We start from the raw sequence: 24,053 nt of genomic DNA, 5'->3' as shown, positions 1-24,053 counted from the left end.
TCGCGAGGTCGTCGTTACTGCTTGGTGTAGGAATCGGAGCCGGTTCGTATCGTGGGCGCGCCGTACTCGTCGAAGGTCACGACCCAGTTGACGCCGAGGCGGCCTCCATTGAAGTAGCCGGTCCAGGACGTGATCGAGTTGCAGTCCACCGACGCGTTCTTCCAGAGCACGGTGTATGAAATGCGCTGGCCGTCCATCCAGCCGACGAGGGGGAAGGCGACGCCGGCGCATTTGTAGCCGGGCGCATTGTTGGCATAGGTGCCGGTGACGCTTCCGTTCGCGCCGACCGACTGGATGATCAGCACCGACCCGTGGTCGTTCGCCCAGGTTCCTGTGACGGAAGGCGACTGGGCAGGGGCTTGCTGCGCTGCGAAGCAAAGCGTTGCCAATGAAAGTCCGAGGATCGACGCGAGGCGCTGGCTCATTTACGGTCCGTGATGTTGTTATCGGACCCTAATGCATCGCAAGTCATCCTGTCTTTCCAGTGAAAACTAGCCGCGCCAATGTCCAATCCTCATCAACGCCACGATAATCAACCGGTGCAGCGGCGAACATGACGGGTCCCCTTGGCAATCGCTGGGTCCAGCTTCTGGCCGGCATCGTCTGCATGGTGATGATCTCCAGCCTTCAGCATGGCTGGACGCTGTTCGTGCATCCGATCAACGCGAAGTACGAATGGGGCCGCGCCGCGATCCAGATCGCCTTCACGATCTTCATCCTGAGTGAAACCTGGCTGGTGCCGTTCGAGGGCTGGTTCGTCGACAAGTTCGGGCCGCTGCCGGTTGCGCTTGCGGGCGGTGCGCTGGTGGCCATCGCCTGGAGCCTGAACTCGGTCGCCGATTCGCTGCCGCTGCTCTATCTCGGCGCGGCGCTGGGCGGCATCGGCGCCGGCTGCGTCTACGGCACCTGCCTCGGCAACGCGCTGAAATGGTTTCCCGACCGGCGCGGCCTGGCGGCCGGCCTGACGGTCGCGGGCTATGGCATCGGCTCGGCGCTCACCATCATCCCGATGCATTACACGATCGAGCATTACGGCTTCGAGGCCACGTTCCTGTGGTTCGGCCTGGGGCAGGGCGCGTTGATCTGCCTGGGCTCACTGGCGCTGCGCAAGCCCGAGGCCGAGGCGCTGGCGATCCCTGAGCGGTTGCCGCATGCCTTGCACGATCACACGCCGGGCGAAGTGCTGCGGTCGCCGCTCTTCTGGGTGCTGTTCGTGATGTCGCTGCTGGTGACGGCGGCCGGATTGACCTTCACGGCCAACCTCGCGGGCATCGCCCGCAACTTCGGGGTGGCCGGCGTGCCGGTCAGCATGCTGGGCCTGACCCTGCCGGCGCTGACCTTTGCGCTGACCTTCGACCGCGTCACCAACGGCATTGCACGGCCGCTCTGTGGCTGGCTGTCCGACTATATTGGCCGCGAGAACACGATGTTCTTCGCCTTTACCCTGGGAGCCCTGAGCATCCTGGCCTTTGCCCGGTGGGGCGACGAGCCGGTGATGTTCGTGCTGCTGGTCAGCCTGGTCTTCTTCGCCTGGGGCGAGGTGGCGAGCCTCTTCCCCGCGACCTGCACGGACTATTTCGGCTCGGGCTATGCCACCACCAATGCCGGCATGCTGCATACGGCGAAAGGCTTCGCCGCCATGCTGGTGCCGCTGTCGGATACGCTGGTGCGATGGACAGGCGACTGGCAGATCGTCTTCGCGCTGGCGGTCGCCGCCAACGCCATCGCCGCCATCCTCGGCATCGCCGTGCTGCGGCCGATGCGGGCGGCCTGGCTGCGGCGCGAGTAGCGCCTACTCGGGCTTCAGCAGGCCGCTCTTCTGCAGCTCCTCGATGAAGGCATCTTCCTTCTGTAGGAAGGCGGTGAGCTGCTGAGGCGAGAGGGCCTCGGTCTCGGCGCCGAGATCGTTCAGCTTCTCCTTCACCGCCGGATCGGCGAGCGGATTGGCCACCGCATCGTTTAGCTTCTTCACGATCTCAGGCGATGTCCCGGCCGGGGCCATCAGGATGATCGGCGTAGTGCTGACGAAATCCTTTACGCCGGTTTCCTGCAAGGTCGGAACGTCGGGAAGCTGGCCGGCGCGGCGCGCGGTCGTCACGACGATGGCGCGCAGGCGGCCGCCACGGATGTGGCCGATCGAGGCCGGCACCTGGTCGATCACGGCGTCGATCTGGCCGGCTAAAAGATCGTTCAATGCGAGGCCGTTGCTCTTGTACGGAATGATGTTGAAGCGCACGTCGAGCGCCTTCTGCATCTGCAGCAGGGCCAGGTGATTGGTGCTGCCGTTGCCGGGATGACCGACCGTGACCTTGCCCGGATTGGCGCGCAGGTAGGCCAGCATGCCCGCCCAATCCTTGATCGGATTGCTGGCGTTGATCACGAAATCCATGGGCGAGGTGGCGAGCAGGGCCACCGGCGCGAAGCTCGCCAGGGTGTAGGGCGGCTTGCCGCCGGTCATGCGCGGGCTCACGAGGAAGGTGCCGGTCGAGCCCAGGACCAGGGAGTAGCCGTCGGGCGGCGACTTCGCGACCGCCTCGGCGCCGATCGCACCGCCGGCGCCGCCGCGATTCTCGACGATCACCTGCTGGCCGAGCCGCTTGGCCAGTGCTTCGGCGAAGAGCCGGCCCGTGAGATCGGCATTGCCGCCGGGCGCGAACGGGACGACCAGACGGATCGGCTTGTCGGGATAGCCAGCCTGCGCAAAGGTGCCACTGGCCGGCAGGGCTGCCAGAAGGGCTGCGATCGTCGTGCGTCGCGTCAACGACTTCATTTCCTGAAACCTCCCGTCACCTCTAATGTCGCGGCATGATAACCGAGGGCAGGCTGGGCGCACGCGCCGTCATCGTCGGAGCGGGCATTGCAGGCCTCGCGGCCGCGGCTGCTGTCGCATCGTTCTTCGAAACGGTCGAAGTCTTCGACAGGGACGAGCTGCCCGACGAGTCGCGTCCGCGAAAGGGCGTTCCGCACGACCTGCAGGTGCATATCCTGCTGAAGGGCGGCGAACTCTCGTTCGAAAGCCTGATGCCGGGCACGCGCGCGGCGTTGCTGGCGGCCGGTGCGATTGATGTCCGCCAGACCGAGGACGTCTCCGTCTGGGAACGCGATGCCTGGCACACGTCGCGCGACCTCGGATACACGCAGCTCATGATGAGCCGACCGGCCTTCGAGCAGGTGCTGCGTCGGCAGGTGCTGAAGCTCGGCAACGTCACGATCCACGATCGCACGCCAATCGAAGCGCTACCGTCAGGCGCCGACCTGACGGTGATCGCGACGGGGCGAGGCGGCAGGCTGCTGGCGGATCTCGACGTGCCGGAGACGGTGCTCGGCATCGAGGTGAGCTACAGCTCGGCCCGCTTTGCCAAGCCGGCACGGTTCCGCGGCGAGGGAAGATTCATCGCCTGCATTCCGCAGCCACCGGACGACCGCTATGGCCTGGTCTGCCCGGTCGAGAACGACGAATGGCTGATCACGCTATGCAGCCGCTTCGACGACAGGGTGCCGGACGATCTCGATGGCTTTCGCGCCTATGCCGAGGCGCTGCCCGTGCCCGACATCGCCGACCGTCTCCGCGATTCCGCGCCGCTGACGCCGGTGCGCCGCTATCGCATCGCCGAGGCACGATGGCGGCATTTCGAGCGCGGCACGGGATTGCCGCCACGCGTTCTGCCGATCGGCGACTGCATCTCGAGTTTCAATCCGACCTTCGGTCAGGGCATGTCGGTCGCGGCCGGCCACGCCGTCGCTTTGCGAGATGTGCTGGCGAACTGGCAGGGGAGCCTCGACGGCATCGCGGCGGCCTACCTGCTGCGGGCGGCGGAGGTCAGCCGGCAGGCCTGGTCGCTCGCCGCCATGGTCGATCTCGAATATCCGCGCACCCAAGGCGAGCGGCCGGCGAATTTCGACAAGATCGTGCTGGGCAGCGAGGCGATGCGGCAGGCGGCGGTGCTGCATCCCGAGGTGCAGCTCCTGCGCTTCGAGATCGGCAATCTGGTGAAGCCGGATTCGGCGGCCCGCAGCGGACTCGCCGCGCGGCTGGTCGCCCGTGAGATGGCCCGGGCCGGAGGACGATCTCGTGAGCGATGAGCCCCAACCTGATCTCGACGTGCTGCGGCGGGAGATGTGGGCGCGGCAGAAGCAGGCGAGGGCGGCGGTGCGGACTTATAATCGCGCCTCGTGGATCCGGTTCGCCCTGGTGTTCATCCCGGTCCCGTTGGTCGTCGTGACCTTCCGGCTCTACCTGGAGGCTTGGCACTATTACATCCTGGGCGGTGCCTTCATCTTCTTCGCCGGTCTACTCTACGTGCTCGACGACCGCGCAGCCACGCGGCGAGAGGCGGCCCTCAAGGCCGCGAAGGTCGCACGGGCGGCGTACCAAGAGGCACGGTCAAGCAATGGAGCGCGCCACTCCAGTGGCGCTCAGGATTCATCAGACAGCAAGGTATGAGCGCAACTGGAGTTGCGCGCTCCAATGAGAGTTTCCTGTTTCAAGGACGATGGTGTGTAGTGCTCATCTTCTTGTGCGCCGACCGATCAGCAGGATCAGCGGGATCGCCATCGCCGAGGCAGCCGTGTAGAGGCCGAAGGCGTTGATGTAGCCGATCATCGCGGCCTGTCGGTTTATCTCCTTCGACAGTTTCGCGAGGCCCGACACGGTCTCGTAGTCCCAGCCGCCGGTCACCCAGGGAAAGGCCAGTGCCCTGTTGTAGGGATTCACCAGCTCGACCATGCGGCTGTAGTTGGTGCTGGTCGCCCGCACGATCTCGGCGACGCAGATCGAGATGAAGAAGCTGGAGCCGATGTTGCGCAGCAGGTGGTAGACCGCCGTGCCCTCGGCCAGGTTGGCCGCACTCATGTTGGAGAAGGTGACCAGGGTGAGCGGCACCCAGATGACGCCGACGGCGATGCCCTGCAGCATGCTGTTCAGCATCAGCGTGTTCATGTCGACGTTGAGGTCGATCGCCATCAGCCAGACGCCGGACAGGGTCTGCACCGTGAAGCCCGCGGCCAGGCCGATGCGCGGATCCACGCGGCCAATGAAGATGGCGAGGAAGAAACCGATGGTGGCGCCGACGCCGCGCGCGGCGATGACCTCGCCGATCAATGAGTCGGGGAAGCCGGCATGTTGCTGCAGGAGCGGCGGCAGCAGCACCATCGGCGTGAAGTTCAGCATGCCGTAGATCAGCACCAGGACCAGGCCGATCGCGTACTTGCGGTCGAGCAGGAGCTTCAGGTTCAGGAACGGCCGCTCGGCGGTGAGGCTGTGCGCCAGGAAGATCCAGAACGAGATCACCGCGATGAAGGCCTCGATCTGGATCTCGCCCGATTCGAACCAGTCGAGGCGCTGGCCGCGCGACAGGACGAGCTGCACGCAGGCGATGGCGACGGAGAGCGAGAGGAAGCCCGTCCAGTCGAGCCGGGCATGCCCGGTCGGCCGGTCGTAGGGCAGGGTGAGGCGCAGCCCGATGAACGACAGCACGCCCACCGGCACGATCATGTAGAAGGCCCAGCGCCAGCTGTAGATCTCCGACAGCATGCTGCCGACGGTCGGGCCGATCACCGGGCCGATGACGACGGCCATGCCGAAGATCGAGGTGACGAGCCCCTGCTGCCGCTTGGGGAAGGTATCGAGCAGGATGGTCTGCGACAGCGGGATCACCGGGGCGCCCAGCGCACCCTGCAGGACCCGCCACAGGATCAGGCTCTCCAGTGAATCGGCCAGCCCGCACATCAGGGTCGTCAGGGTGAAGGCGAAGACCGACCAGATCATGGTCTCGCGCCGTCCGAAGCGCGCCGCCAGCCATCCGGTCATCGGCGTGGCGACGGCGGTGGCCAGGATGTTGAAGGTCATGGCCCAGGCGATCTCGTCCTGGGTGGCCGACATGGTGCCCTGCATCTGCGGAAGCAGGGTCGAGGCGATCAGCAGGGTGGTGGCGTAGAGGGTCGAGCCCAGGACCACCATGACGAGAATCAGGACGCGCTTGCCCAGCGAGGCTTCGGCCTCCTCGGGAGCGGGCGGGGCAGCGTCGGCGGTGGTCGCGCTTGAAGTCATGGACTGGGCTATTGTAGCCTAGGCAACAATCTCGAGCGAGCACCCTTGGGCCCCGACGACGACGAATATATCGGCTACGTGCTATCCGACGTTGCGCGTCTGATCCGCACCGTGTTCGACCGCCGCGTGCGCGACATCGGCTTGACCCGCGCCCAGTGGCTGGTGCTCACACGCCTCTACCGCCGTCCCGGCGCCAGCCAGACCGAACTCGCCGACATGCTGGAAATCGACCGCGCCAGCGCCGGGCGCATGATCGACCGCATGCAGAAGAACGGCTGGGTCGAGCGCCGCGCCGACAATGGCGACCGCCGGGTCAACCGCCTGCATCTGACCGCCGACGCCCGCCGCGCGCACAAGGAGATGTGGGCGATCGCCGAGGCCACGGTCGACGATGCGCTGGCGCCACTGTCGTCGAGCGAACGCGACCAGTTCACCCGGCTGGCGGCGCGGGTGAAGGTCCAGCTCCAGTCCATGGCGGGAGCGAACGGATCATGAGCCGCCGCCCGGTTCCCGTAATCCGCCTGGCGCTGCTGTTCGTTGTGCCGTTGCTGGCGGTCGCGGGGGCGGGCTGGTGGTGGCTGTCGGGCGGCCGCTATGTCTCGACCGACAATGCCTATGTGAAGGCCCATATCGTCCAGATCGCGCCGGAAGTGTCGGGCCAGATCCGCCGGGTGCTCACCAGGGATCATGCGACCGTCCAGGCGGGCGAGCCGCTGCTCACCATCGAATCGCGTCCGTTCCGGCTGGCGCTCGACAGCGCCGAAGCCGAACTCGATTCGGCGCGCACCAATGTCGAGACCCTGCGCGGCGTCTGGCGCGAGGCGGTGGCGGAGCTGGCCGATGCCGAGGCCCGCGCCGTCTATTTCCAGCGCCAGGCACAGCGCCAGGAGGAACTCGCGGCAAAGGGTGTCGCGTCGGCGAGCAAGCGCGACGAAACGCAGAACGACGCGCGCGCTGCCGCCGACCGCGTGTCGACGGCGCGTGAAAAGCTGCAGCGCGTGCTGACGGCCCTCAATGGCGATCCCCAGCTCCCAGCCGAGTCGCATCCGATGGTGCGCGAGAAGATCGCGGCGCGGGAGCGGGCGGCACTCGACCTTGCGCGCACGACAGTGCGCGCGCCGGTCGACGGCGTGGTGGTGAACATGCGCCTGCAGCAGGGCGAGCAGATCAGGGCGTCGACGCCGCTCTTCTCGCTGGTGGTGCTGAGCCGGCCCTGGGTCGAGGCGAATTACAAGGAAACCGAACTGACCCACGTGAAGGTCGGCCAGAAGGCGACCGTGGTGCTCGACACCTATCCCGATGAGGTCTGGGAGGCGCTGGTCGAGAGCGTCAGTCCGGCGACCGGCGCGGAGTTCGCCATCCTGCCGCCGCAGAATGCCAGCGGGAACTGGGTGAAGGTCGTGCAGCGCCTGCCGGTGAAGCTGCGCCTGCTGCCCCATGTCGGCGAGTCGCCGCTGCGCGCCGGCATGACCGCGACCGTGAAGATCGACACCGGCCGCCAGCGCGATCTCACCAGCCTCCTGGGCAGCACGAAGGACGCGCCGCCGCCGCCTGCCTCATCGACACCACCGCACGACGTCACCGCGCAGTCGAAGTAGTCGTAATGGAGCGCGCCACTCCAGTGGCGCAATCATGATCATGAGCGCCACTGGAGTGGCGCGCTCCATTGATGGGTTAGTCTTTCGGATAGCGGTGCTGGCCGCCGAAGACGTCCTCGACCAGCATCGCGCCGGGGTCATCAGCCAGATAGGACGGGCCGACCGGCACTTTTCCGTGGCCGCCGGGCACGTCCAGCACGTAGGTCGGCTGGGCGAGCCCTGACAAGCGACCGCGCAGGGCCTTCATCAGGGCCTGGCCGTGCTCGATGGACACCCGGAAATGGCCGGTGCCGCGCACCAGGTCGGGATGGTGCAGGTAGTAGGGCTTCACCCGGGCCGTCACCAGCGCGCGCATGAGCTGCTCCAGGGTGTCGACATCGTCGTTCACGCCCTTCAGCAGGACCGTCTGGCCCATCAGCGGCAGGCCGGCATCGGCCAGCCGCGCCAGGGCCGCGCGGGTCGAGGGGGCGAGTTCGCGCGCGTGGTTGCAGTGCACAGCCAGCCAGGTGCTGACGCGGCCGGGCTTCAGCGCCTGCACCAGCTCGTCCGTGACCCTTTCGGGGTCGACGATGGGCACGCGGCTGTGCAGGCGCACGATGGCCACGTGCGGGATCGCATCCAATGCCGCCATCAGTTCGGCCAGCCGGCGCGGCGCCAGCATCAGCGGGTCGCCGCCGGTCAGGATCACTTCCCAGATCTCGGGCCGGCTGCGGACATAGGCCAGCGCCGCCGCCAGCTCCTCGGCCGACAGCGCCTCGCCGCCGGGTCCGACCTTCTCGCGGCGGAAGCAGAAGCGGCAATAGACCGGGCAGACATGCAGCGGCTTCAGCAGCACGCGGTCGGGATAGCGATGGACGATGCCTTTCACCGGCGAGCGGGCTTCGTCGCCGATCGGATCGGCAAGTTCGGCCTCGGACACTTCGGTCTCCTCGCCGCTGGGCACGAACTGCCGGGCGATCGGGTCGTCGGCCAGGCGCGCGCGGTCGATCAGCGCCACCATCTCGGGTGTGATCGCGATCGCCATCGATTGCGCGGCCTCCTGCAGCCGCGGATCGGGCGACAGCAGGCCCTCGCGTTCCAGGGCTTCCAGGGATCGCAGCGTCGGCATGGCGGCGGGGAGATAGGCGGCGCGGCCGCTCAAGTCCAGCGGGCGGTATCTGCGCGGTCGATGGCGGTGAGCAGGGTGGCAGTGGACACGACGGTCCAGTCGCAGAGGTCGTAGCGGCGGCTGAGCTTGTCGCGCACCGCCGCCTCGGCCGCGCCTTCCGGCAGCTTGGAGCGTTCCCACATCGCGAGATTGGGCCGCCGGGTCAGCAGCAGGCTGCGCACGCCGCCGTGCAAGCCCGCACCCGTGACTTCGTCGGGCGCCGTGCCGGTGCGGTCGCCGGTGGCCTGCCAGAGGCCGATCACCTGCGAATCGTAGGCGCCCTCGAAGCCGGGCCAGGCGGCGGCGCAGAGGTCGAGGAATTCCGGCCATTGCGGTTCGGGGACCGCGAACCAGCGGAAGGCGTAGTTGCCCTGGCGCGTCGGCGGCACGGTGTCGGTCGGACGCAGCGTCGCCACCATGGCCTCGCTGGTCACGGCGCGGATGTCGGTCTTGTCGGCCAGCAGCGCGGCCTCGGCGGCCACGGCGGTGACACCCTGCGGCCAGACGCTGATCGCCTGCACCTCGTCGCGCGGCCGTCCGATCTGGCTGCGCCAGGCGCCGTAAAGCTGGCCGCCGGCCTCGGCGATGCGACGCGCACCGTCGGCGGCGAGCCGATCCGCCACTTCCTGCCATCGACGCGGGGCGGCGCCGATGCGGTGATGGACGAAGGTGGAACTCAAGTCACGGTTTCGTGGCGGCTGAGCGTGAAGCCCTCGTAGCCGCCGGCCGAGATCGCGTCGCAGTGGCGCTTGTAGCGATCGAAGCCGCCGACATAGGGCATGAACACGCGCGGCTTGCCGGGAATGTTGGCGCCCACGTACCAGGAGTTGGCCAGCGGATAGAGCGTGCTGTCGGCCACTTCGTTGACGTGTCCGACCCATTCGCTCTCGGCTTGCGCCAAGGGTTCGATGCGATCGAGCTGGTGCTTGCCGAGATGATCGAGTGCATCGGCGATCCAGTCGACATGCTGCTCGATCGACGCGATCATCTGCGTCTTCACGCCGGGGCTGCCGGGGCCGGTGACGACGAACATGTTGGGGAAGCCCGAGACCATCAGGCCGAGATAGGTGAGGGGGCCGCCCTCCCAATGGTTGGCCAGCACCGCGCCGTCGCTGGTGCGGATGTCGATCTCGCGCAGCGCGCCGGTCATGGCATCGAAGCCGGTGGCGAAGACGATGGCGTCGAGCTCGTATTCCTGCTCGGTCGTCCGCACGCCCTTCTCGGTGATCTCCTGGATCGGGGCGGAGCGCACGTCGACCAGCACGACATTGTCGCGATTGTAGGTCTCGTAATAATTCGTATCGAGACAGAGGCGCTTGGTACCGATCGGATGGTCCTTGGGCGCCAGCAATTCGCCTGTCTTCTTGTCCTTCACGATGCCGCGGATCTTGTTGCGCGCGAACTCCGAGGCCGTGTCGTTGGCCTCCTTGTTCACCAGCAGATCGGTGTAGGTGTAGAGGTAGCTGATGCTGCCGCCTTCCTGCCACTTCGACTCATAGGCAGCGTTGCGCTCTTCTTCCGTGACGTCGAGCGCCGACTTGGTCGGCCGCGGATAGCCGCCGATCGCGAACGGGGTGTCGTAGGCGGCGCGCCGGCGGGCCGGATACTCGGCCTTGTGGCGGCTCTCGCGCTCTTCCTCCATCGGCGCGTTGCGCGCCGGCAGGCTGAAATTGGCGGTGCGCTGGAAGACGTGCAGATGCTTGGCTTGTTTGGCGATCAGCGGGATCATCTGGACGCCCGAGGAGCCGGTGCCGATGACGCCGACCCGCAGGCCGGTGAAGTCGACACCCTCATGCGGCCACAGGCCCGAATGGTACCACTTGCCCTTGAAGCTCCCGATGCCCTTGAAGTCGGGCACGCGCGGCGTCGAGAGGTTGCCCGCCGCCATGATGCAGTAGCGCGCGCGAATCTCCTCGCCGCTTTCGGTGCGCAGGGTCCATTCGTTGGCCTTGCTGTCGAAGGTGGCGGCCTTGATGCGCGTGTTGAGCTGCACGTCGCGGCGCAGGTCGAAGCGGTCGGCGACATGGTTGATGTACTTCAGGATCTCGGGCTGCGTGCCGTAGCGCTCCGGCCACTTCCACTCCTGCTGCAGCTCGTCGGAGAAGCTGTAGGAATATTCGAGGCTCTCCACGTCGCAGCGCGCACCGGGATAGCGGTTCCAGAACCAGGTGCCGCCGATGCCGGAGCCCGCCTCATAGGCCCGGACCTTGAGGCCGAGCTTGCGCAGGCGATGGATGGCGTAGAGACCACCCAGACCGCCGCCGACGATCGCGACATCGAGGGGGGCTACGCCGGGCTGGCGAGGCGCGGAAGCGTGGGAAGCATCGGGCATGGCGGCGGGTCCTGGTTGAATTTTTGCTCTGCGAGAGGTGGCCGACGGGCTGCGTTTGCGAGCGTCGACCCGGTCGTTCGTTTTGGCAAGAGCGGTGAGCACGGATGCGGAACTGGCGCCGTCATGCGTTCGGCGCGCTGCAGGAAAGCATCGGCTGCTGCGAAGATCGATGGCCCGCCGATTGTTTCGGCCGTATTCTTTTTTGATGACAGTACCAAACGGCGCTTTCGTCACGCCGACATACAGCCGAACCCACGGTTGAGAACAGCAGGATAGTCTTGGATCAATCGGTGCCGCCGGCCGCCCTGAAAACGCCGCCTGAATCTCCGGCCATCGGCGTGGTGCCGCGTGGGCGCCTCAGTCGCACATCCGGCCTCGTTCGTGTCCTGCTGCGTCCGCGCTTCCTCGTCATCGGCATCGGATTGCTGATCGCCCTGGCCTATGGCGGGCGCGAACTCCATCTGCGCCTGACGCACGTCTACGAATACGATGCCCGGGTGACCGCCGACATCGTGACGGTGTCGAGCCGCGCTGACGGCTGGATCGTCGATCTCGCGGTGCGCGAGGGCCAGCGGGTCGAGGTGGGCCAGACCCTGGTCAAGATCGACGATCGGACGGCGAAGCTGCGGGTCGATGGTTTGCGCGCGCAGATCGAGGGCGTGCGGGTGGAGCGGGCGCGGCTGCGCGCCGAGCGCAAGCTCGACCAGAACCAGGCCGACGCGGCGATGCGCACGCGCACCTCGATCATCACGGTCCGCGAGAAGGCGCTGGGTGCCCTGCGCTCCGATCTCGATTTCGCCAAGCTGGAACTGGAACGTGGCCGCACGCTGTTCGCCAGCAAAGTCATCAACGAGCGGCAGCTCCAGATGGCGCAGGCGGCGGTGACCAAGCTCGAGATCCAGATCCTGCAGCTCCAGGCCGAGCATGAGCAGGCCGAAGGCAGCCTGGCCGAAGCGAAGGTCGGCCATGACCGGCTGGGCGTCATCGATGCGCAGATCGAGGCGCTGACCCATCAGGTCGCCGTGCTGGCCGCGCAACTCCATCAGCAGCAGGTCGATGTCGAGGATCGCACGATCAAGAGCCCGATCCCGGCCGTGATCGACCGCACCTTCACTTTGCCGGGCGAGTATGTGGCATCGGGCCAGCGCATTCTGCTGCTGCACAATCCGGACGAGGTCTGGGTCGAGGCCAACATCAAGGAAACGCAGGTCGGCAAGCTCAAGCTTGGCCAGATGGTGCGTGTCTCGGTCGACGCCTATCCCAACGACACGTTCGTCGGCAAGGTGGGCCGCATCGGCAGCGCCACGACGGCCCGCTTCGCGCTCCTGCCGACGCCCAATCCCTCGGGCAACTTCACCAAGATCACGCAGCGCGTGCCGGTGAAGATCGACATGGTCCAGATGCCGAAGCCGCTCACGCCCGGCATGATGGTCGAAGTCGAAATTGATATCCGCTGACGTCATGAATGCTGGGGGCGCGCCACTCCAGTGGCGCGATCTTCGCTTCCCACGAGTTATGACGCGCCACTGGAGTGGCGCGCCCCCGGCAGCATGACGACCGCGGCTGTTCCGCTGCAGACGGCCGCCGCGCTCACCGAGCGCTACGGTCCCTCCTATCGCTGGCTGGTCACCGTCACGGGCATGATGGGCGTCGTGTCGATGGTGCTCGCCATGACCACGGTCAACGTCGCGGTGCCTGACGTCATGGGCGCCTTCGGCATCGGCCAGGACAAGGCGCAGTGGATGTCGTCGGCCTACATGGCAACCATGACCGCCGGCATGCTGATCAACGCCTGGCTGAGCGGCATCCTGGGCGAGCGCCGCACCTTTGTGGGCGCACTGTTCTTCTTCTCGGTGGGCGCGCTGATGGGCGGTACGGCGCCGACCGAGGACGCGTTGATCTTCGCTCGCGTCCTGCAGGGTTTCAGCGCCGGTGTCGCCCAGCCGCTGGTCATGGCCACGATCTTCACCGTCTTCCCGCCCGAGCGCCGCGGCATGGCGATGGGCGTGTTTGGGCTCGGCGTCGTCTTTGCGCCGGCCATCGGGCCGACCCTGGGCGGGCTGATGATCGAATACTTCTCCTGGCGCTACGTCTTCTTCATCTCGCTGCCCTTCTGCGTCGTCGCCGCCGTCCTGGGCATGATCTTCATGCCGACTCGGCCGATTCCCAAGGTCATCCCGCCCTTCGACTGGCTGGGCTTCGCGCTGCTCTGCACGGCGCTGCTGGGCCTGATGACCGGCATTGCCGACGGTCAGCGCGAGGGCTGGAGCTCGGACGCCATCGTATTCCGGCTGCTCCTCGGCGCCGGCGCCACGGTCGGCTTCATCCTCTGGGAGCTCCATACGCCGCGGGCGCTGCTCGACGTGCGCATCTTCGGCAATGTCGAGTTCTCGGCCGCGGCCCTCATCGCCTTCATCTTCGGCGCCGGCATGATGGGCTCGACCTACATCATCCCGGTCTTCGTGCAGACCATCATCGGTTTCACGCCCTTGCTGGCCGGGCTGATGATGATGCCGGCCGGCATCATGCTGGCCTTCATCTTCCCGCTGGCCGGACGCCTGTCCGACGCCATGCCGGCCTCGACCATGATCATCGGCGGGCTGGTCCTGTTCGCCGCGGGCTTCGCCTGGATGACGACCGCCGACATCGACACGACCTTCTGGACCCTGGTCTGCATGGTCATGGTTTCGCGGCTGGGCCTCGGCTTCATCAATCCCAGCCTCAACGCCTCCTCGTTGAAGGCGCTGCCGGCCGACAAGGTGCGCCAGGGCTCCGGCGTCGCGAACTTCATGCGCCAGCTGGGCGGCGCCTTCGGCATCAACCTGATGGTCGCTTTCTTCGAGATCCGCACCCGCTTCCACGCCGATGCGCTGACGGCGACGCAGGACTGGGGCAATCGCACCACCGACCGCATGCTGACCCAGGTCGAGCACCTGATGCAGAAGAGTGGCCTGCCGTTCCAGCAGCAGAAGGCCGGCGCCCTCGAGTATTTGGCCACGATGTTGCAAAGCAACGCGCAGATGATGGCGTTTTCCGATACGTTCATCGTCGTGGGCGTGGTGGCGCTTCTGGCCCTGTTTCCGGCCGCCCTGCTGTCACGCTCGCAACGGCGCGCACGCGCCTGGAAGTAAAGGTTCGTACGAGGGGTTTTGCGATGATCGATTCTGCGGTGAAGACGAAGATCATGGACGAGGTCGACCGCCAGTTCGACGACCAGCTCAAGGTGCTGGCCGACCTGGTGCGGATCCCTTCGACCCGGTTCCAGGAAGCGCCGGCGCAGGACATGATGGCCCGCCTGTTCAAGGAAGACGGGCTTGGCGTCGACCGCTGGCAGATCAAGATCGACGACCTGAAGCATCTGCCGGGCTACTCGCCGCACTCGCTGGACTATGACGATGCCTGGAACGTGGTCGGCGCCTGGCGGCCGTCGAACCCGAAGGGCCGGTCGCTGATCCTCAACGGCCATATCGACGTGGTGCCCGAGGGTCCGCACGAGATGTGGGCGCGCAATCCCTACGACGCCTACGTCAAGGACGGCTGGATGTACGGTCGCGGCTCGGGCGACATGAAGGCCGGTCTGATCCTGAACGTCTTCGCGCTGCGTGCCCTGCGCGCACTGGGCTATATGCCGGCGGCGGACGTCTACCAGCAGTCGGTGGTCGAGGAGGAGTGCACCGGCAACGGCGCACTCGCCTGCCTGCAGCGCGGCTATCGCGCCGAGGCTGCGCTGATCCCCGAACCGTCGGGCTGCACGCTCACCGTCTCGCAGGTCGGCGTCATGTGGTTCCAGGTCAAGGTCACCGGCCATCCCGTGCACGTCTACAAGGCCGATGCCGGCTCGAACGCGATCGAATCGGCCTATCGCCTGATCCAGCAGTTGCGTGAGCTCGAGAAGAAGTGGAACGCGCTCAAGGTCCACGACAAGCATTACTGCGACCATCACCATCCGGTGAACTTCAACGTCGGCAAGATCGCCGGCGGCGACTGGGCGAGCTCGGTTCCGTCTTGGTGCACCTTCGACATGCGCGTGGGCGTGCTGCCGACGCAGACCCTCAAGGAATGCCGGCAGGAGGTCGAGGACACGATCCGCACCGCCGCGGCCAACGATCCCTTCCTCGGCAACAACCTGCCGACAGTGACGTGGGAAGGCTTCCAGGCCGAGCCCTATGTGCTCAAGAACCACGAGCATGTGCGCGAACTGCTGGCGGATGCACACAAGACGGTGTTCGGCGCCGAACTCGACGACCGCCGCACCACCGGCACAACCGACGCCCGCTTCTTCGGCCTCTATGCCGGCCTGCCGGCACTGGTCTACGGGCCGCAGTCGGACGACGTCCACGGCTTCGACGAGAGGGTGAACATCGAATCGATCCGCAAGATCACCCAGTCGACGGCGCTGTTCATCTCCGAATGGTGTGGGCTCGAGAAGGTCTGATCGGCCTCACCGCCTCATGTGTCCTCTCCCCCACTGCGTGGGCGGAGAGGACGATAAGAAAGAAATAGGACGGGAAGAGCGATTACGCCGCGATCGCCTGCTCCGCGGGCGCGTAGGGCAGGCCGAGGCTTTCGGCGGCGGCTTTATGCGTGAAGCGGCCGCGATGGATGTTGAGGCCGGCGCGCAGGTGCGGGTTCTCAGCGACGGCGGCGAGGCCCTTGGCGGCGACCGCGAGGCCGAAGGGGAGCGTGGCGTTGTTCAGCGCCTCGCTCGAGGTCAGCGGCACGGCGCCCGGCATGTTGGCGACGCAATAATGGATGACGCCGTCGACCTCGTAGGTCGGCTGGGCGTGCGTCGTGGCGTGCGAGGTCTCGAAGCAGCCGCCCTGGTCGATGGCGACGTCGACGATCACCGAGCCGGGCTTCATCGATTTCAGCATCGCCCGGGTCACGAGCTTGGGCGCGCTGGCGCCGGGCACCAGCACGGCGCCGATCACGGCGTCGGCCGAGAAGACTTCCTGCTCGACGGCGGCGAGGGTCGAGTAGCGCGTGCGGACACGGCCCTCGAACAGCTCGTCGAGTTCGCGCAGGCGCGGCAGCGAACGGTCGAGAACGGTGACGCTGGCGCCGAGACCGGCGGCCATGCGCGCGGCATGCGTGCCCACGACTCCGCCGCCCAGCACGACTACATGGGCGGGTTGCACGCCCGGCACGCCGCCCAGCAGCAGGCCGCGGCCGCCGCGATGGCGCTGCAGGGCGCCACCCGCCGCCTCGATCGAGAGGCGTCCCGCCACCTCGCTCATCGGCGCCAGCAGCGGCAGGCCGCCGCGCGCGTCGGTTACGGTCTCGTAGGCGATGGCGGTGCAGCCCGACGCGATCAGGCCCTTGGCCTGCTCGGGATCGGCGGCGAGATGGAGATAGGTGAACAGGATCTGGCCGGGCCGAAGCTGGACCCATTCGCCGGGCTGCGGCTCCTTCACCTTCACGATCATGTCGGCGGTCGCGAAAATCTCGGCGGCGGTGTTGGCGATGCGCGCGCCGGCCGCGCGATAGACTTCGTCGCTGGCGCTGATGCCTGAACCCGCGCCGGTTTCGACCACGACCTCGTGGCCGGCATGGACGTATTCGCGGACCGCGCCCGGTGTCAGACCGACGCGATATTCGTGGGTCTTGATCTCCTTCGGCACACCGACGCGCATGGGATTCTCCAGGTTCCTCAGGAGATCATCAAACCAAGGAAAGCGGGTTCGTTTCCCGGCATTCTGGAGACGAATTGTGTCGATCGCGCCGGAACTCTACGCTAGAGGGCCCAATCGCGCAGGAATCCAAACATGGATATCGACAAGATCGACGCCACCATCCTGTCGGAGCTGACGGAGAATGCCCGCGTGAGTCAGATCGAGCTGGCGACGCGGGTGGGCCTGTCGAGCACGGCGGTGGCACGGCGGCAGCGCGTGCTGGAGGAGCAGGGCCTCATCCGCAGCTACCAGGCCGTGCTCGATCTTGGCCGCTTCGGGCTCGCCACCACGGTGGTGGTGCGGATCACCCTTGAGAGTCAGAGCGACGAGGCGTTGAAGGCTTTCGAGGCGGGCGTCCTCGATTGTCCCTCGGTGGTGCGTTGCTTCCTGATGTCGGGCAGCGACGACTATGTCGTCATCGTGCTGGCGCGCGACATCGAGGATTTCGAGCGTATCCATCGCACCGAGCTCTCGCGCCTGCCGAGGGTCGCGCGGCTGGAATCGAGCTTCGCGCTGCGCGAGGTCGTGAACCGCGCGGTGCCACCCTCGGTGTTCGGCAAGACGGCGCGTGGGGCTCAGCGCAGGCGGCGCGCCGAGGCGTAGACGCCCAGCGCCACGCCGCCCAGCACGACGGCGACGGCGACCATGCGCATCCCCTCCAGCGGCTCGCCCGTCAGGACGCCGGAGATCGCCAGCGCGGCGCAGGGCACCAGCAGGCTGATGGGTCCGACCTTGGCGGCGGGATAGGTGCGCAGCAGCGTGCCCCAGATCAGGTAGCCCAGCCACATCACCGGAACGACCGTGTAGAAGAGCACGAACCAGCCGCGCCAGGTCGGTGCGAGGATCGGCGCGGCCAGCGCCGCCGGCCCGTCGAGCACGAGCGACGCCAGCGCCAGCGGGATGGGCGGCAGGACGCTGGCCCACACCGTCACCGCGAACATCGAGACGCCGCGCGCCGAACGAAAGACCAGGTTGCCCAGCGCCCAGGTGAAGGCCGACATCAGCGCGAGGAAGAGCGCCATCAGCGGCGTGTCGTCCGAGATCGAGCGCGCCAGCAGCACGACGCCGGCCGTCGCGACGGCAAGGCCGAGCCACTGGCCGCGCGTGGCATGCTCGCGCAGGAACAGGGCCGCCAGCACGACGGTGAGCGGACCTTGGAGTTGCACGAGCACGGAGGTGAGGCCGGGCGGCAGGCCTGCGCCCATGGCGAAGAACAGGAAGACGAACTGGCCGCCGAACATCAGCGCGCCGATGCCGGCCAGTACCGTCCAGGAGACGGCAGGCTTCGGCACGAACAAGGCAGGCAGCGCGGCCAGCAGGAAGCGCCAGGCCGCGAAGGCGAAGGGCGTGAACTCGTCGAGGCCGAACCGGATGACCGTGAAGTTCAGCCCCCACATCGCCACGATGAGGAGGGCCGCTGCGAGATGCAGCGGGCTCAAGCGGCTACAGCCAGACCCACGGACGCGCAGTCTTGTCCGATGCCTGCCATGCCTCGATCTCGTCGCGGCGCGACATGGTGAGCGCGATGTCGTCGAGCCCGTTCAGCATGGCGTGCTGGCGGCGCGCGTCGACCTGGAACGGAATGGTGCGACCGGTCGGCGAGATCACCTCGCAGTTCTCGAGGTCGACGGTGATGCGGGCATTGCCGGGCGAGGCCTTCATCTCGTCGGCGAGCTGCTCGATCTCGTGGATCGGCAGCGCCACCGGCAAGAGGCCGTTCTGGAAGCAGTTGTTGTTGAAGATGTCGCCGAAGTAGGGGGCGATCACCGCCTTGATTCCCATGCCCTTCAGCGCCCACACCGCGCCCTCGCGGCTCGAGCCGCAGCCGAAATTCTCACGGCTGAGGATGATCGGCGCGTCGCGATAGGGTGTCTGGTTGAAGATGCAGTCCGGGTCCTCGCTGCCGTCGGGCTTGAAGCGGATCTGCTCGAAGGCGTAGGGCCCGAGCCCGTCGCGCGTCACGTTGTCGACCAGCCGCTCGATGCGGATGATCAGGTCGGTATCGACGTTCTGGCGCATCAGCGGGGTGGCGACGCCGGTCACCTTGGTGAACTTGTCCATGATCAGATCTTCCTCACCCAATCTTTCTAACATCGGCGATGGCGCCCTTGATCGCGGCGGCCGCGGCCATGGCCGGGCTGGCGAGATGGGTGCGCGCGCCGGGGCCCTGGCGGCCGACGAAGTTGCGGTTGGAGGTCGAGACGCTGCGCTTGCCGGGCGGCACCCGCTCGCCGTTGGAGGCGAGGCACATCGAGCAGCCGGGCTCGCGCCATTCGAAACCCGCGTCGGTGAACACGCGGTCGAGGCCCTCGGCTTCCGCCTCGGCCTTGATGCGCACGGAGCCGGGCACGACCCAGGCGGTGACGTGGTCGGCCTTGTGGCGGCCCTTCACGATCTCGGCGGCGGCGCGCAGGTCGGAGATGCGGGAGTTGGTGCAGGAGCCGATGAACACCCAGTCGACCTGCGTGCCCTCGATCGGCTTGCCGGGCTCCAGGCCCTGGTACTTCAGCGCGGCTTCCCAGGCGCCGCGCTTCTCCTCCGGTCCCTTGCTGGGATCGGGGATGGCGCGGTCGACGGCGATGACATGCTCGGGGCTGGTGCCCCAGGTGATCTGCGGCGCCACGTTCTTCATGTCGACCGTGTGCTCGCGATCGAACTCGGCGTCGGGATCGGTCGGCAGGGTGCGCCAGTGCGCGACGGCGCGGTCCCACATCGCTCCCTTGGGCGCATAGTCGCGGCCGTTGAGATATTCGTAGGTCGTGTCGTCGGGCGCCACCATGCCGGTGCGCGCGCCCATCTCGATGGTGAGGTTGCAGAGTGTGAGCCGCGCCTCGGCCGGCAGGGCGCGCACGCCCGAGCCGGCATACTCGACCGAGAAACCGGTGCCGGCGGCGGTGCCGAGTTCGCCGATCAGGTGGAGGATCATGTCCTTGGCCGTGACGCCCGGCATCAGTTTGCCCTCGAAGCTGGCGCGCATGCGCTTGGGCTTGCGCTGCACCATCGTCTGCGTCGCGATCACATGCACCAGCTCGGAGGAGCCGATGCCGAAGGCCAGCGCACCGAAGCCGCCGTGCGTCGAGGTGTGGCTGTCACCGCAGACCAAGGTCGTGCCGGGGAGCGTCAGCCCCTGCTCAGGCCCCATGACGTGCACGATGCCCTGTCCGTCCTGACCGAGATCGAACAGCTTGATGCCATAGGCGCTGGTCGTCTCGCGCATCGACTTGATCAGCGGCAGGCCCGGCGGATGGGTGAACTCGTCGCGGCCGGGCTTGGTCGACATGGTGTGGTCGGGCGTGCCGTAGGTCAGGCGCGGCTGGATCGGGGGATAGCCCTTCTCGATGGCTTCCTTCAGCGCCTTGCCGCCCGACATGTCGTGCAGCAGCAACCGGTCGATGTGCAGGAGCACGAACCCGTTGCCGAGATCGGTGATGACGTGGCTGTCCCAGATCTTGTCGAACAGGGTCTTGCCCATGGGTTTGGCCTTTGGGTGTTGAGGTTGTTATTTGCCGGACGCGGATATCAGCACTCGGCGAGCCGCGCCGCCAGCCCCTCGCGATCATCGTCGCGCAGCAATTCGGCAGACGCATACCAGGGCGATATTCCGAGGCTCGGACCCCAGAGCCAGTCTGCGGTACGCGGCAGCAGGATCAGCGTCTGAATTCCGAGCGAAGCGGCAGCATGAGTGGACCAGTTGTCGTCGCCCACGACGAGGCGGCAGGACGCGATCTCCACGGGCGTGCGCACGAGGTCGAGATTGGCTGGGGGCTCCGCGGCGGTGAACCAGCCAATGCGTGACGAAGGCTCCGGCGTGCGTCGCAGCTTCGCCGGCGGCGGCAGCGCTTCACGCGACCAGTTCAGGAGAAGCGGCAGGCTGCGCAGCGGGGCGGCGGCGACGAAACCGTCGAGCGGCTCGCCGCGGCGCACGGTCGGACCCTCGAGCCAATCGGCGAGGGTGGCGCTGCATTGCACGGTGGTGTCGACACCGCGCGCCAGCATCAGCGTGTCGCGCATTGCGGCGTCGCTTTCGATGTCGGCCTGCTCGGGATAGAGCAGCAGCCTTCCATCCAGGGCCTCGCCCTGCCAGCGCGGGAGGTCGGGCGTGTAGCGCTCGCCCGGGATCTCCAGCCTCGCCTCGTAGTCGCCGAGACCGCGCCACCAGTCGCCCTGGCGCAGCATCAGCTCGCCGCGGCGCAGCCTGAGATGCGGATCGTTGGGTTTGCTGACCAGGGCCGTTTCGAGATCGGTGAGGGCGCCCGCCCATTCGCCGCGCGCGGCCAGCAGGTCGGCGCGGGCGCTGAGGGCCGGCAACAGCCGGTGGTCGATCGACAGAGCGAGGTCGTAGGCGCGCTCGGCTTCCTCGGTCCGGCCCAGCGCTTCGAGGGCACGGCCGGTATTGAGCGAGATGACGGCGTCGTCCGGCTTCAGCCGCGCCGCCTTGGCCAGCGCCACCAGCGCCGGCTCGTACTGGGCGAGCTGGATGAGGCAGCCGGCAAGATTGGTCTGCGCCGCGACTTCGCGCGGCAGGAACTGTGCGGCCCGCTCCAGCGGCTCGCGCGCCTCGGCGAAGCGGCCGAGCTTCAGCCGGACCTGGCCGAGCAGGTGAAGCGCCTGGCCCATGTTGGGTCGCGCCTCGACGATGCGGGCGAACATCTCCTCGGCCGACGCGAAATCCCCCGTCGCCGCGCGCTGCAGGGCGTCACGGCCGAGGGTCTGGATCTGCTGGTCGTTGAGTGGCACGCGACGGCTCTAACAGAGCCTTCACGGCAGGCAAAGAAAAAGCCGGCGGTCGCAAGGGAGGCTGGAGCGACCGCCGGCCAGGTACCGGAGTGGGATGGTTCCGCGCAGGGTAGGAAACGGAACCGCTCCGGATTCGAATGTCAGACGCGCCAGAAGGGCTTATTCGCCTCGAACTGGACATCGGTCGGGCTGATGCCCAGATCCCGCATCGTGCGGTAGTCGAGGGTGGCGAGCTCGCGGCGCTGCTTGGCGCGCTGGCGCCACGTGGCGAAAATCTGGCTGAAGGCGGTGAAGGTGCCGGCCAGCGGGGCCTGCGAGGAATAATGGAGCGATATGTTGGCCATGGGACTGCTCCCGAAGGGGTTGAACTCTGTTGAGCGGGATTTGCGCTCCGGAGGCCCCCTTTACAAACGACCCTTTGTCCTGTTTTGATTAAAATAACTCATGTGAAGGACGCGCCATGAAACGATCCCTGCCGCCGCTCAATGGCTTGCGTGCCTTCGAGGCCGCGGCACGCCACATGAGCTTTACCGATGCTGCGGAGGAATTGAGCGTCACGCAGGCCGCGATCAGCCATCAGGTGCGCGGGCTGGAGCAAAGGCTCGGATTAAAATTGTTCGTGCGGCGCAATCGCTCGCTGCTGCTCTCGGAAGCCGGCCAGGCCTATCTCCCTTCGGTACGTGCGGCCTTCGACCAGCTGAACGAGGCGACCGAGAAGCTGCTGCAGAAAGACCGCGGTGGCCATCTCACGGTCACCACCACCGCGTCCTTCGCCATGAAGTGGCTGGTGCCGCGGCTGGGTGGCTTCCAGCGCGCCAATAACGAGATCGACGTGCGCATCTCGACCGGCACCGGGCTGGTCGATTTCTCGCGCGAGGATGTCGATATCGGCATCCGCTACGGCCGCGGCCAATGGCCCAACCTGATGGCCGAGCGGCTGGTCAGCGAGGACGTGATGCCGGTCTGCGCGCCGTCGCTGGTCAAGGGACCGAACGGCCTCAGGAAGCCGGCCGACCTCAAGCGCTTCACCCTGCTGCATATCGGCAGCTTTCCCGACGACTGGCAGGTCTGGCTGACTGCCGCCGGCGTGAAGGGCGTCGATGCCTCGCGCGGTGTCACCTTCGACTTCGCCCTTGCCGGCTACCAGGCCGCGATGGACGGGCTGGGCGTGGCGCTGGGGCGCAACCCGCTGGTCGAACCCGACCTCAAGGCCGGCCGGCTGGTCGTGCCCTTCGAGTTCAAGCGCTCCTCGGACTTCGCCTACTATCTCGTCTATCCGCCCGAGGCGATCCGGCGGCGCAAGATCAAGGCCTTCCGCGACTGGATCGTGTCGCTCTCGGAGGTAGCGCAACAGGCGGCCTGAACCTTGGAGTCCTGATCGTGCAGTTCGGCTACTTCACGCTCTCCGACAACCGCTACCCGAACAATCCGCGCTCGGCCGAGTCCTTCATCAAGGACATCTATGCCGAGGCGCTGTGGGCGGAGACGGTCGGGCTGAACTCGGCCTGGATCGGCGAGCATCATTTCAACCTTTTAGGCGTCAACGCCTCGCCGCTCGCGATGCTGGCGCAGCTCGCCGGTGCCACGACGAAGCTGCGGCTGGCGCCTGCGGTCACCCTGCTGCCGGTGCATCATCCGCTGCATGTCGCGGAGGAATGGGCGACGCTCGATCTCCTGTCGGGAGGCCGCGTCGATCTCGCTGCCGGCCGCGGCTACGACCGCAAGGAATACGACCCGTTCCAGATGCCCTTTGATGACTCGGCCGAGCTGTTCGCCGAGGGGCTGGAGATCGTGTGGCGCGCCTGGACCGAGCCGGGCAAGTGGTCCCACAAGGGCCGGTTCTACGAATTCAACGACGTCGAGGTACGGCCGAAGCCGGCGCAGAGCCCGTTGCGCCCCTATGTGGCCTGCTTCTCGCGGCCGTCGATGGAATTGGCCGCAAAGAACGACTGGAACGTGATCTATGCGCCCTTCGCGGCGGCCATGGTCTACGGCTCGCTGGCCGACGCGGTGCGGGTCTATCGCGAGACCTGCGAGACCCGGTTCAAGCGGCCGATGCGGCGCGCCATGTGCTCCTACTTCGTGCACATCGCCTCGAACCCGGAGGAGGAGCGCTACGGCAAGGAGGCGCTGGTGCGCTACTTCCAGGATGCGCTGATCGCGGCCTTCCCGTCTTCCTCGGGCGAGAAGGTACCGCCGACCTACAAATACTTCGTCGAGATCGTGAACATCCTGCGCGACATGCGGCCCGAGAAGCTCACCGACAAGTCGATCCTGTGCGGCAGCCCGCAGCATATCGTCGATACGCTAAAGCAGGTCGAGGCGGCCGGCGTCGCCGAGGTGATCCTGTATTTCAATTACGGACAGAAGCCGCATGCGATGGTTAAGGAGCAGATGCAGCGCTTCATGCTCGAGGTGGCACCGCACTTTGCCTGACGTGCGGTCGGGGGGTTGAATCCCCACCGCACTCAAGGTTGCAAGTCGTTCGCAAGTGGCGGATTGTGCCGCGAAACGCGTC

23 protein-coding genes are annotated in these 24,053 nt (G+C 66.9%); 11 read left to right on the top strand and 12 right to left on the bottom strand.

The window, feature by feature from the left end; translation table 11 throughout:
* Positions 1-14: 14 nt before the first annotated feature.
* A complete protein-coding gene (locus AC1ROX_RS22120; protein WP_493129155.1) occupies positions 15-425 on the bottom strand; it encodes an avidin/streptavidin family protein in 411 nt (136 codons plus the stop codon).
* 128 nt (positions 426-553) lie between these two features.
* On the opposite strand from AC1ROX_RS22120, the gene oxlT reads away from it, so the two are divergent.
* Positions 554-1,789, top strand: coding sequence for an oxalate/formate MFS antiporter (gene oxlT, locus AC1ROX_RS22115; protein ID WP_493129154.1), 1,236 nt, complete (start codon positions 554-556; stop codon positions 1,787-1,789).
* A 3-nt stretch (positions 1,790-1,792) separates the two neighbouring features.
* Here oxlT and AC1ROX_RS22110 read toward each other — a convergent pair whose 3' ends face one another.
* On the bottom strand, positions 1,793-2,770 hold the full coding sequence (locus AC1ROX_RS22110; RefSeq protein ID WP_493129152.1) for a Bug family tripartite tricarboxylate transporter substrate binding protein: 978 nt from the start codon (positions 2,768-2,770) through the stop codon (positions 1,793-1,795).
* A gap of 35 nt (positions 2,771-2,805) precedes the next feature.
* Here AC1ROX_RS22110 and AC1ROX_RS22105 point away from each other — a divergent pair, with 35 nt between their 5' ends.
* Both AC1ROX_RS22105 and AC1ROX_RS22100 read left to right on the top strand, forming a co-directional pair.
* Entirely contained in the window at positions 2,806-4,083 is a 1,278-nt protein-coding gene (locus AC1ROX_RS22105) for an FAD-dependent monooxygenase (protein WP_493129150.1), read from the top strand.
* Positions 4,073-4,444 carry a hypothetical protein gene (locus AC1ROX_RS22100; protein ID WP_493129148.1) on the top strand — a complete coding sequence of 124 codons (372 nt, stop codon included), beginning with the start codon at positions 4,073-4,075 and terminating at the stop codon, positions 4,442-4,444. Before AC1ROX_RS22105 ends, AC1ROX_RS22100 begins: the two co-directional genes overlap by 11 nt.
* 63 nt (positions 4,445-4,507) lie before the next feature.
* Here the strand turns inward: AC1ROX_RS22100 and AC1ROX_RS22095 are convergent, their stop codons facing one another.
* Entirely contained in the window at positions 4,508-6,049 is a 1,542-nt protein-coding gene (locus tag AC1ROX_RS22095; RefSeq protein WP_493129146.1) for a DHA2 family efflux MFS transporter permease subunit, read from the bottom strand.
* A 45-nt stretch (positions 6,050-6,094) separates the two neighbouring features.
* On the opposite strand from AC1ROX_RS22095, the gene AC1ROX_RS22090 reads away from it, so the two are divergent.
* Complete coding sequence (locus tag AC1ROX_RS22090; RefSeq protein WP_493129145.1) at positions 6,095-6,544, top strand: MarR family winged helix-turn-helix transcriptional regulator; 450 nt, start codon at positions 6,095-6,097, stop codon at positions 6,542-6,544.
* On the top strand, positions 6,541-7,647 hold the full coding sequence (locus AC1ROX_RS22085; protein WP_493129143.1) for an HlyD family secretion protein: 1,107 nt from the start codon (positions 6,541-6,543) through the stop codon (positions 7,645-7,647). Before AC1ROX_RS22090 ends, AC1ROX_RS22085 begins: the two co-directional genes overlap by 4 nt.
* A gap of 76 nt (positions 7,648-7,723) precedes the next feature.
* On the opposite strand, the gene AC1ROX_RS22080 is transcribed toward AC1ROX_RS22085, so the two are convergent.
* From AC1ROX_RS22080 to AC1ROX_RS22070, 3 genes are read right to left on the bottom strand one after another with little or no spacing between them, the layout of a single operon-like run.
* Positions 7,724-8,755, bottom strand: a complete 1,032-nt coding sequence (locus AC1ROX_RS22080; protein ID WP_493129309.1) for a lysine-2,3-aminomutase-like protein — start codon at positions 8,753-8,755, stop codon at positions 7,724-7,726.
* A 29-nt stretch (positions 8,756-8,784) separates the two neighbouring features.
* Positions 8,785-9,474, bottom strand: coding sequence for a hypothetical protein (locus tag AC1ROX_RS22075; protein ID WP_493129141.1), 690 nt, complete (start codon positions 9,472-9,474; stop codon positions 8,785-8,787).
* Positions 9,471-11,126 carry a flavin-containing monooxygenase gene (locus AC1ROX_RS22070; RefSeq protein ID WP_493129139.1) on the bottom strand — a complete coding sequence of 552 codons (1,656 nt, stop codon included), beginning with the start codon at positions 11,124-11,126 and terminating at the stop codon, positions 9,471-9,473. The genes AC1ROX_RS22075 and AC1ROX_RS22070 overlap by 4 nt, the downstream gene beginning before the upstream one ends.
* A 278-nt stretch (positions 11,127-11,404) precedes the next feature.
* On the opposite strand from AC1ROX_RS22070, the gene AC1ROX_RS22065 reads away from it, so the two are divergent.
* From AC1ROX_RS22065 to AC1ROX_RS22055, 3 genes are all read left to right on the top strand, one after another.
* A complete protein-coding gene (locus AC1ROX_RS22065) occupies positions 11,405-12,583 on the top strand; it encodes an HlyD family secretion protein (protein WP_493129137.1) in 1,179 nt (392 codons plus the stop codon).
* Between the two features lie 93 nt (positions 12,584-12,676).
* Positions 12,677-14,257, top strand: coding sequence for a DHA2 family efflux MFS transporter permease subunit (locus tag AC1ROX_RS22060; protein ID WP_493129135.1), 1,581 nt, complete (start codon positions 12,677-12,679; stop codon positions 14,255-14,257).
* Between the two features lie 23 nt (positions 14,258-14,280).
* A complete protein-coding gene (locus AC1ROX_RS22055; RefSeq protein WP_493108763.1) occupies positions 14,281-15,561 on the top strand; it encodes an ArgE/DapE family deacylase in 1,281 nt (426 codons plus the stop codon).
* Positions 15,562-15,643: 82 nt separating this feature from the next.
* Here the strand turns inward: AC1ROX_RS22055 and ald are convergent, their stop codons facing one another.
* A complete protein-coding gene (gene ald / locus AC1ROX_RS22050; RefSeq protein WP_493129133.1) occupies positions 15,644-16,759 on the bottom strand; it encodes an alanine dehydrogenase in 1,116 nt (371 codons plus the stop codon).
* A gap of 132 nt (positions 16,760-16,891) precedes the next feature.
* On the opposite strand from ald, the gene AC1ROX_RS22045 reads away from it, so the two are divergent.
* Positions 16,892-17,401, top strand: a complete 510-nt coding sequence (locus AC1ROX_RS22045) for an Lrp/AsnC family transcriptional regulator (protein ID WP_493129131.1) — start codon at positions 16,892-16,894, stop codon at positions 17,399-17,401.
* On the opposite strand, the gene AC1ROX_RS22040 is transcribed toward AC1ROX_RS22045, so the two are convergent.
* The 5 genes from AC1ROX_RS22040 to AC1ROX_RS22020 all read right to left on the bottom strand — a co-directional run bounded on the left by AC1ROX_RS22040 (position 17,374) and on the right by AC1ROX_RS22020 (position 21,879).
* On the bottom strand, positions 17,374-18,237 hold the full coding sequence (locus AC1ROX_RS22040; protein ID WP_493129129.1) for an EamA family transporter: 864 nt from the start codon (positions 18,235-18,237) through the stop codon (positions 17,374-17,376). The two genes, AC1ROX_RS22045 and AC1ROX_RS22040, sit on opposite strands and share 28 nt — an antisense overlap.
* A gap of 4 nt (positions 18,238-18,241) precedes the next feature.
* Positions 18,242-18,859: a 3-isopropylmalate dehydratase small subunit gene (gene leuD / locus AC1ROX_RS22035; RefSeq protein ID WP_493129127.1), complete on the bottom strand. Its 618-nt coding sequence runs from the start codon at positions 18,857-18,859 to the stop codon at positions 18,242-18,244.
* A gap of 13 nt (positions 18,860-18,872) precedes the next feature.
* Positions 18,873-20,270 carry a 3-isopropylmalate dehydratase large subunit gene (gene leuC / locus AC1ROX_RS22030; protein ID WP_493129125.1) on the bottom strand — a complete coding sequence of 466 codons (1,398 nt, stop codon included), beginning with the start codon at positions 20,268-20,270 and terminating at the stop codon, positions 18,873-18,875.
* A gap of 47 nt (positions 20,271-20,317) precedes the next feature.
* Positions 20,318-21,535 carry a tetratricopeptide repeat protein gene (locus AC1ROX_RS22025; protein WP_493129123.1) on the bottom strand — a complete coding sequence of 406 codons (1,218 nt, stop codon included), beginning with the start codon at positions 21,533-21,535 and terminating at the stop codon, positions 20,318-20,320.
* Between the two features lie 140 nt (positions 21,536-21,675).
* Positions 21,676-21,879 (bottom strand): DUF1127 domain-containing protein, encoded by a 204-nt coding sequence (locus AC1ROX_RS22020; protein WP_493129121.1) that lies wholly within the window; start codon positions 21,877-21,879, stop codon positions 21,676-21,678.
* Positions 21,880-21,995: 116 nt separating this feature from the next.
* On the opposite strand from AC1ROX_RS22020, the gene AC1ROX_RS22015 reads away from it, so the two are divergent.
* Together AC1ROX_RS22015 and AC1ROX_RS22010 are read left to right on the top strand one after the other, a co-directional pair.
* Positions 21,996-22,898 (top strand): transcriptional regulator GcvA, encoded by a 903-nt coding sequence (locus AC1ROX_RS22015; protein WP_493129119.1) that lies wholly within the window; start codon positions 21,996-21,998, stop codon positions 22,896-22,898.
* 17 nt (positions 22,899-22,915) lie between these two features.
* On the top strand, positions 22,916-23,971 hold the full coding sequence (locus AC1ROX_RS22010; RefSeq protein WP_493129117.1) for an LLM class flavin-dependent oxidoreductase: 1,056 nt from the start codon (positions 22,916-22,918) through the stop codon (positions 23,969-23,971).
* The last annotated feature ends 82 nt before the right edge of the window (positions 23,972-24,053 follow it).

The sequence above is a fragment of the Reyranella sp. GW821-FHT14A01 genome, from assembly GCF_058803965.1.
The sequence above is the reverse complement of the archived record's forward strand: the minus strand, read 5'-3'. Positions and strand labels throughout refer to the sequence as shown.

Coding starts and splice junctions, on each gene's coding strand:
- AC1ROX_RS22060 (WP_493129135.1), top strand. CDS start 12,677: ATGACGACCGCGGCTGTTCCGCTGCAGACGGCCGCCGCGCTCACCGAG.
- AC1ROX_RS22070 (WP_493129139.1), bottom strand. CDS start 11,126: ATGCCCGATGCTTCCCACGCTTCCGCGCCTCGCCAGCCCGGCGTAGCC.
- AC1ROX_RS22020 (WP_493129121.1), bottom strand. CDS start 21,879: ATGGCCAACATATCGCTCCATTATTCCTCGCAGGCCCCGCTGGCCGGC.
- AC1ROX_RS22095 (WP_493129146.1), bottom strand. CDS start 6,049: ATGACTTCAAGCGCGACCACCGCCGACGCTGCCCCGCCCGCTCCCGAG.
- oxlT (WP_493129154.1), top strand. CDS start 554: ATGACGGGTCCCCTTGGCAATCGCTGGGTCCAGCTTCTGGCCGGCATC.
- leuC (WP_493129125.1), bottom strand. CDS start 20,270: ATGGGCAAGACCCTGTTCGACAAGATCTGGGACAGCCACGTCATCACC.
- AC1ROX_RS22045 (WP_493129131.1), top strand. CDS start 16,892: ATGGATATCGACAAGATCGACGCCACCATCCTGTCGGAGCTGACGGAG.
- AC1ROX_RS22080 (WP_493129309.1), bottom strand. CDS start 8,755: ATGCCGACGCTGCGATCCCTGGAAGCCCTGGAACGCGAGGGCCTGCTG.
- ald (WP_493129133.1), bottom strand. CDS start 16,759: ATGCGCGTCGGTGTGCCGAAGGAGATCAAGACCCACGAATATCGCGTC.
- AC1ROX_RS22120 (WP_493129155.1), bottom strand. CDS start 425: ATGAGCCAGCGCCTCGCGTCGATCCTCGGACTTTCATTGGCAACGCTT.
- AC1ROX_RS22015 (WP_493129119.1), top strand. CDS start 21,996: ATGAAACGATCCCTGCCGCCGCTCAATGGCTTGCGTGCCTTCGAGGCC.
- AC1ROX_RS22055 (WP_493108763.1), top strand. CDS start 14,281: ATGATCGATTCTGCGGTGAAGACGAAGATCATGGACGAGGTCGACCGC.
- AC1ROX_RS22110 (WP_493129152.1), bottom strand. CDS start 2,770: ATGAAGTCGTTGACGCGACGCACGACGATCGCAGCCCTTCTGGCAGCC.
- leuD (WP_493129127.1), bottom strand. CDS start 18,859: ATGGACAAGTTCACCAAGGTGACCGGCGTCGCCACCCCGCTGATGCGC.
- AC1ROX_RS22085 (WP_493129143.1), top strand. CDS start 6,541: ATGAGCCGCCGCCCGGTTCCCGTAATCCGCCTGGCGCTGCTGTTCGTT.
- AC1ROX_RS22105 (WP_493129150.1), top strand. CDS start 2,806: ATGATAACCGAGGGCAGGCTGGGCGCACGCGCCGTCATCGTCGGAGCG.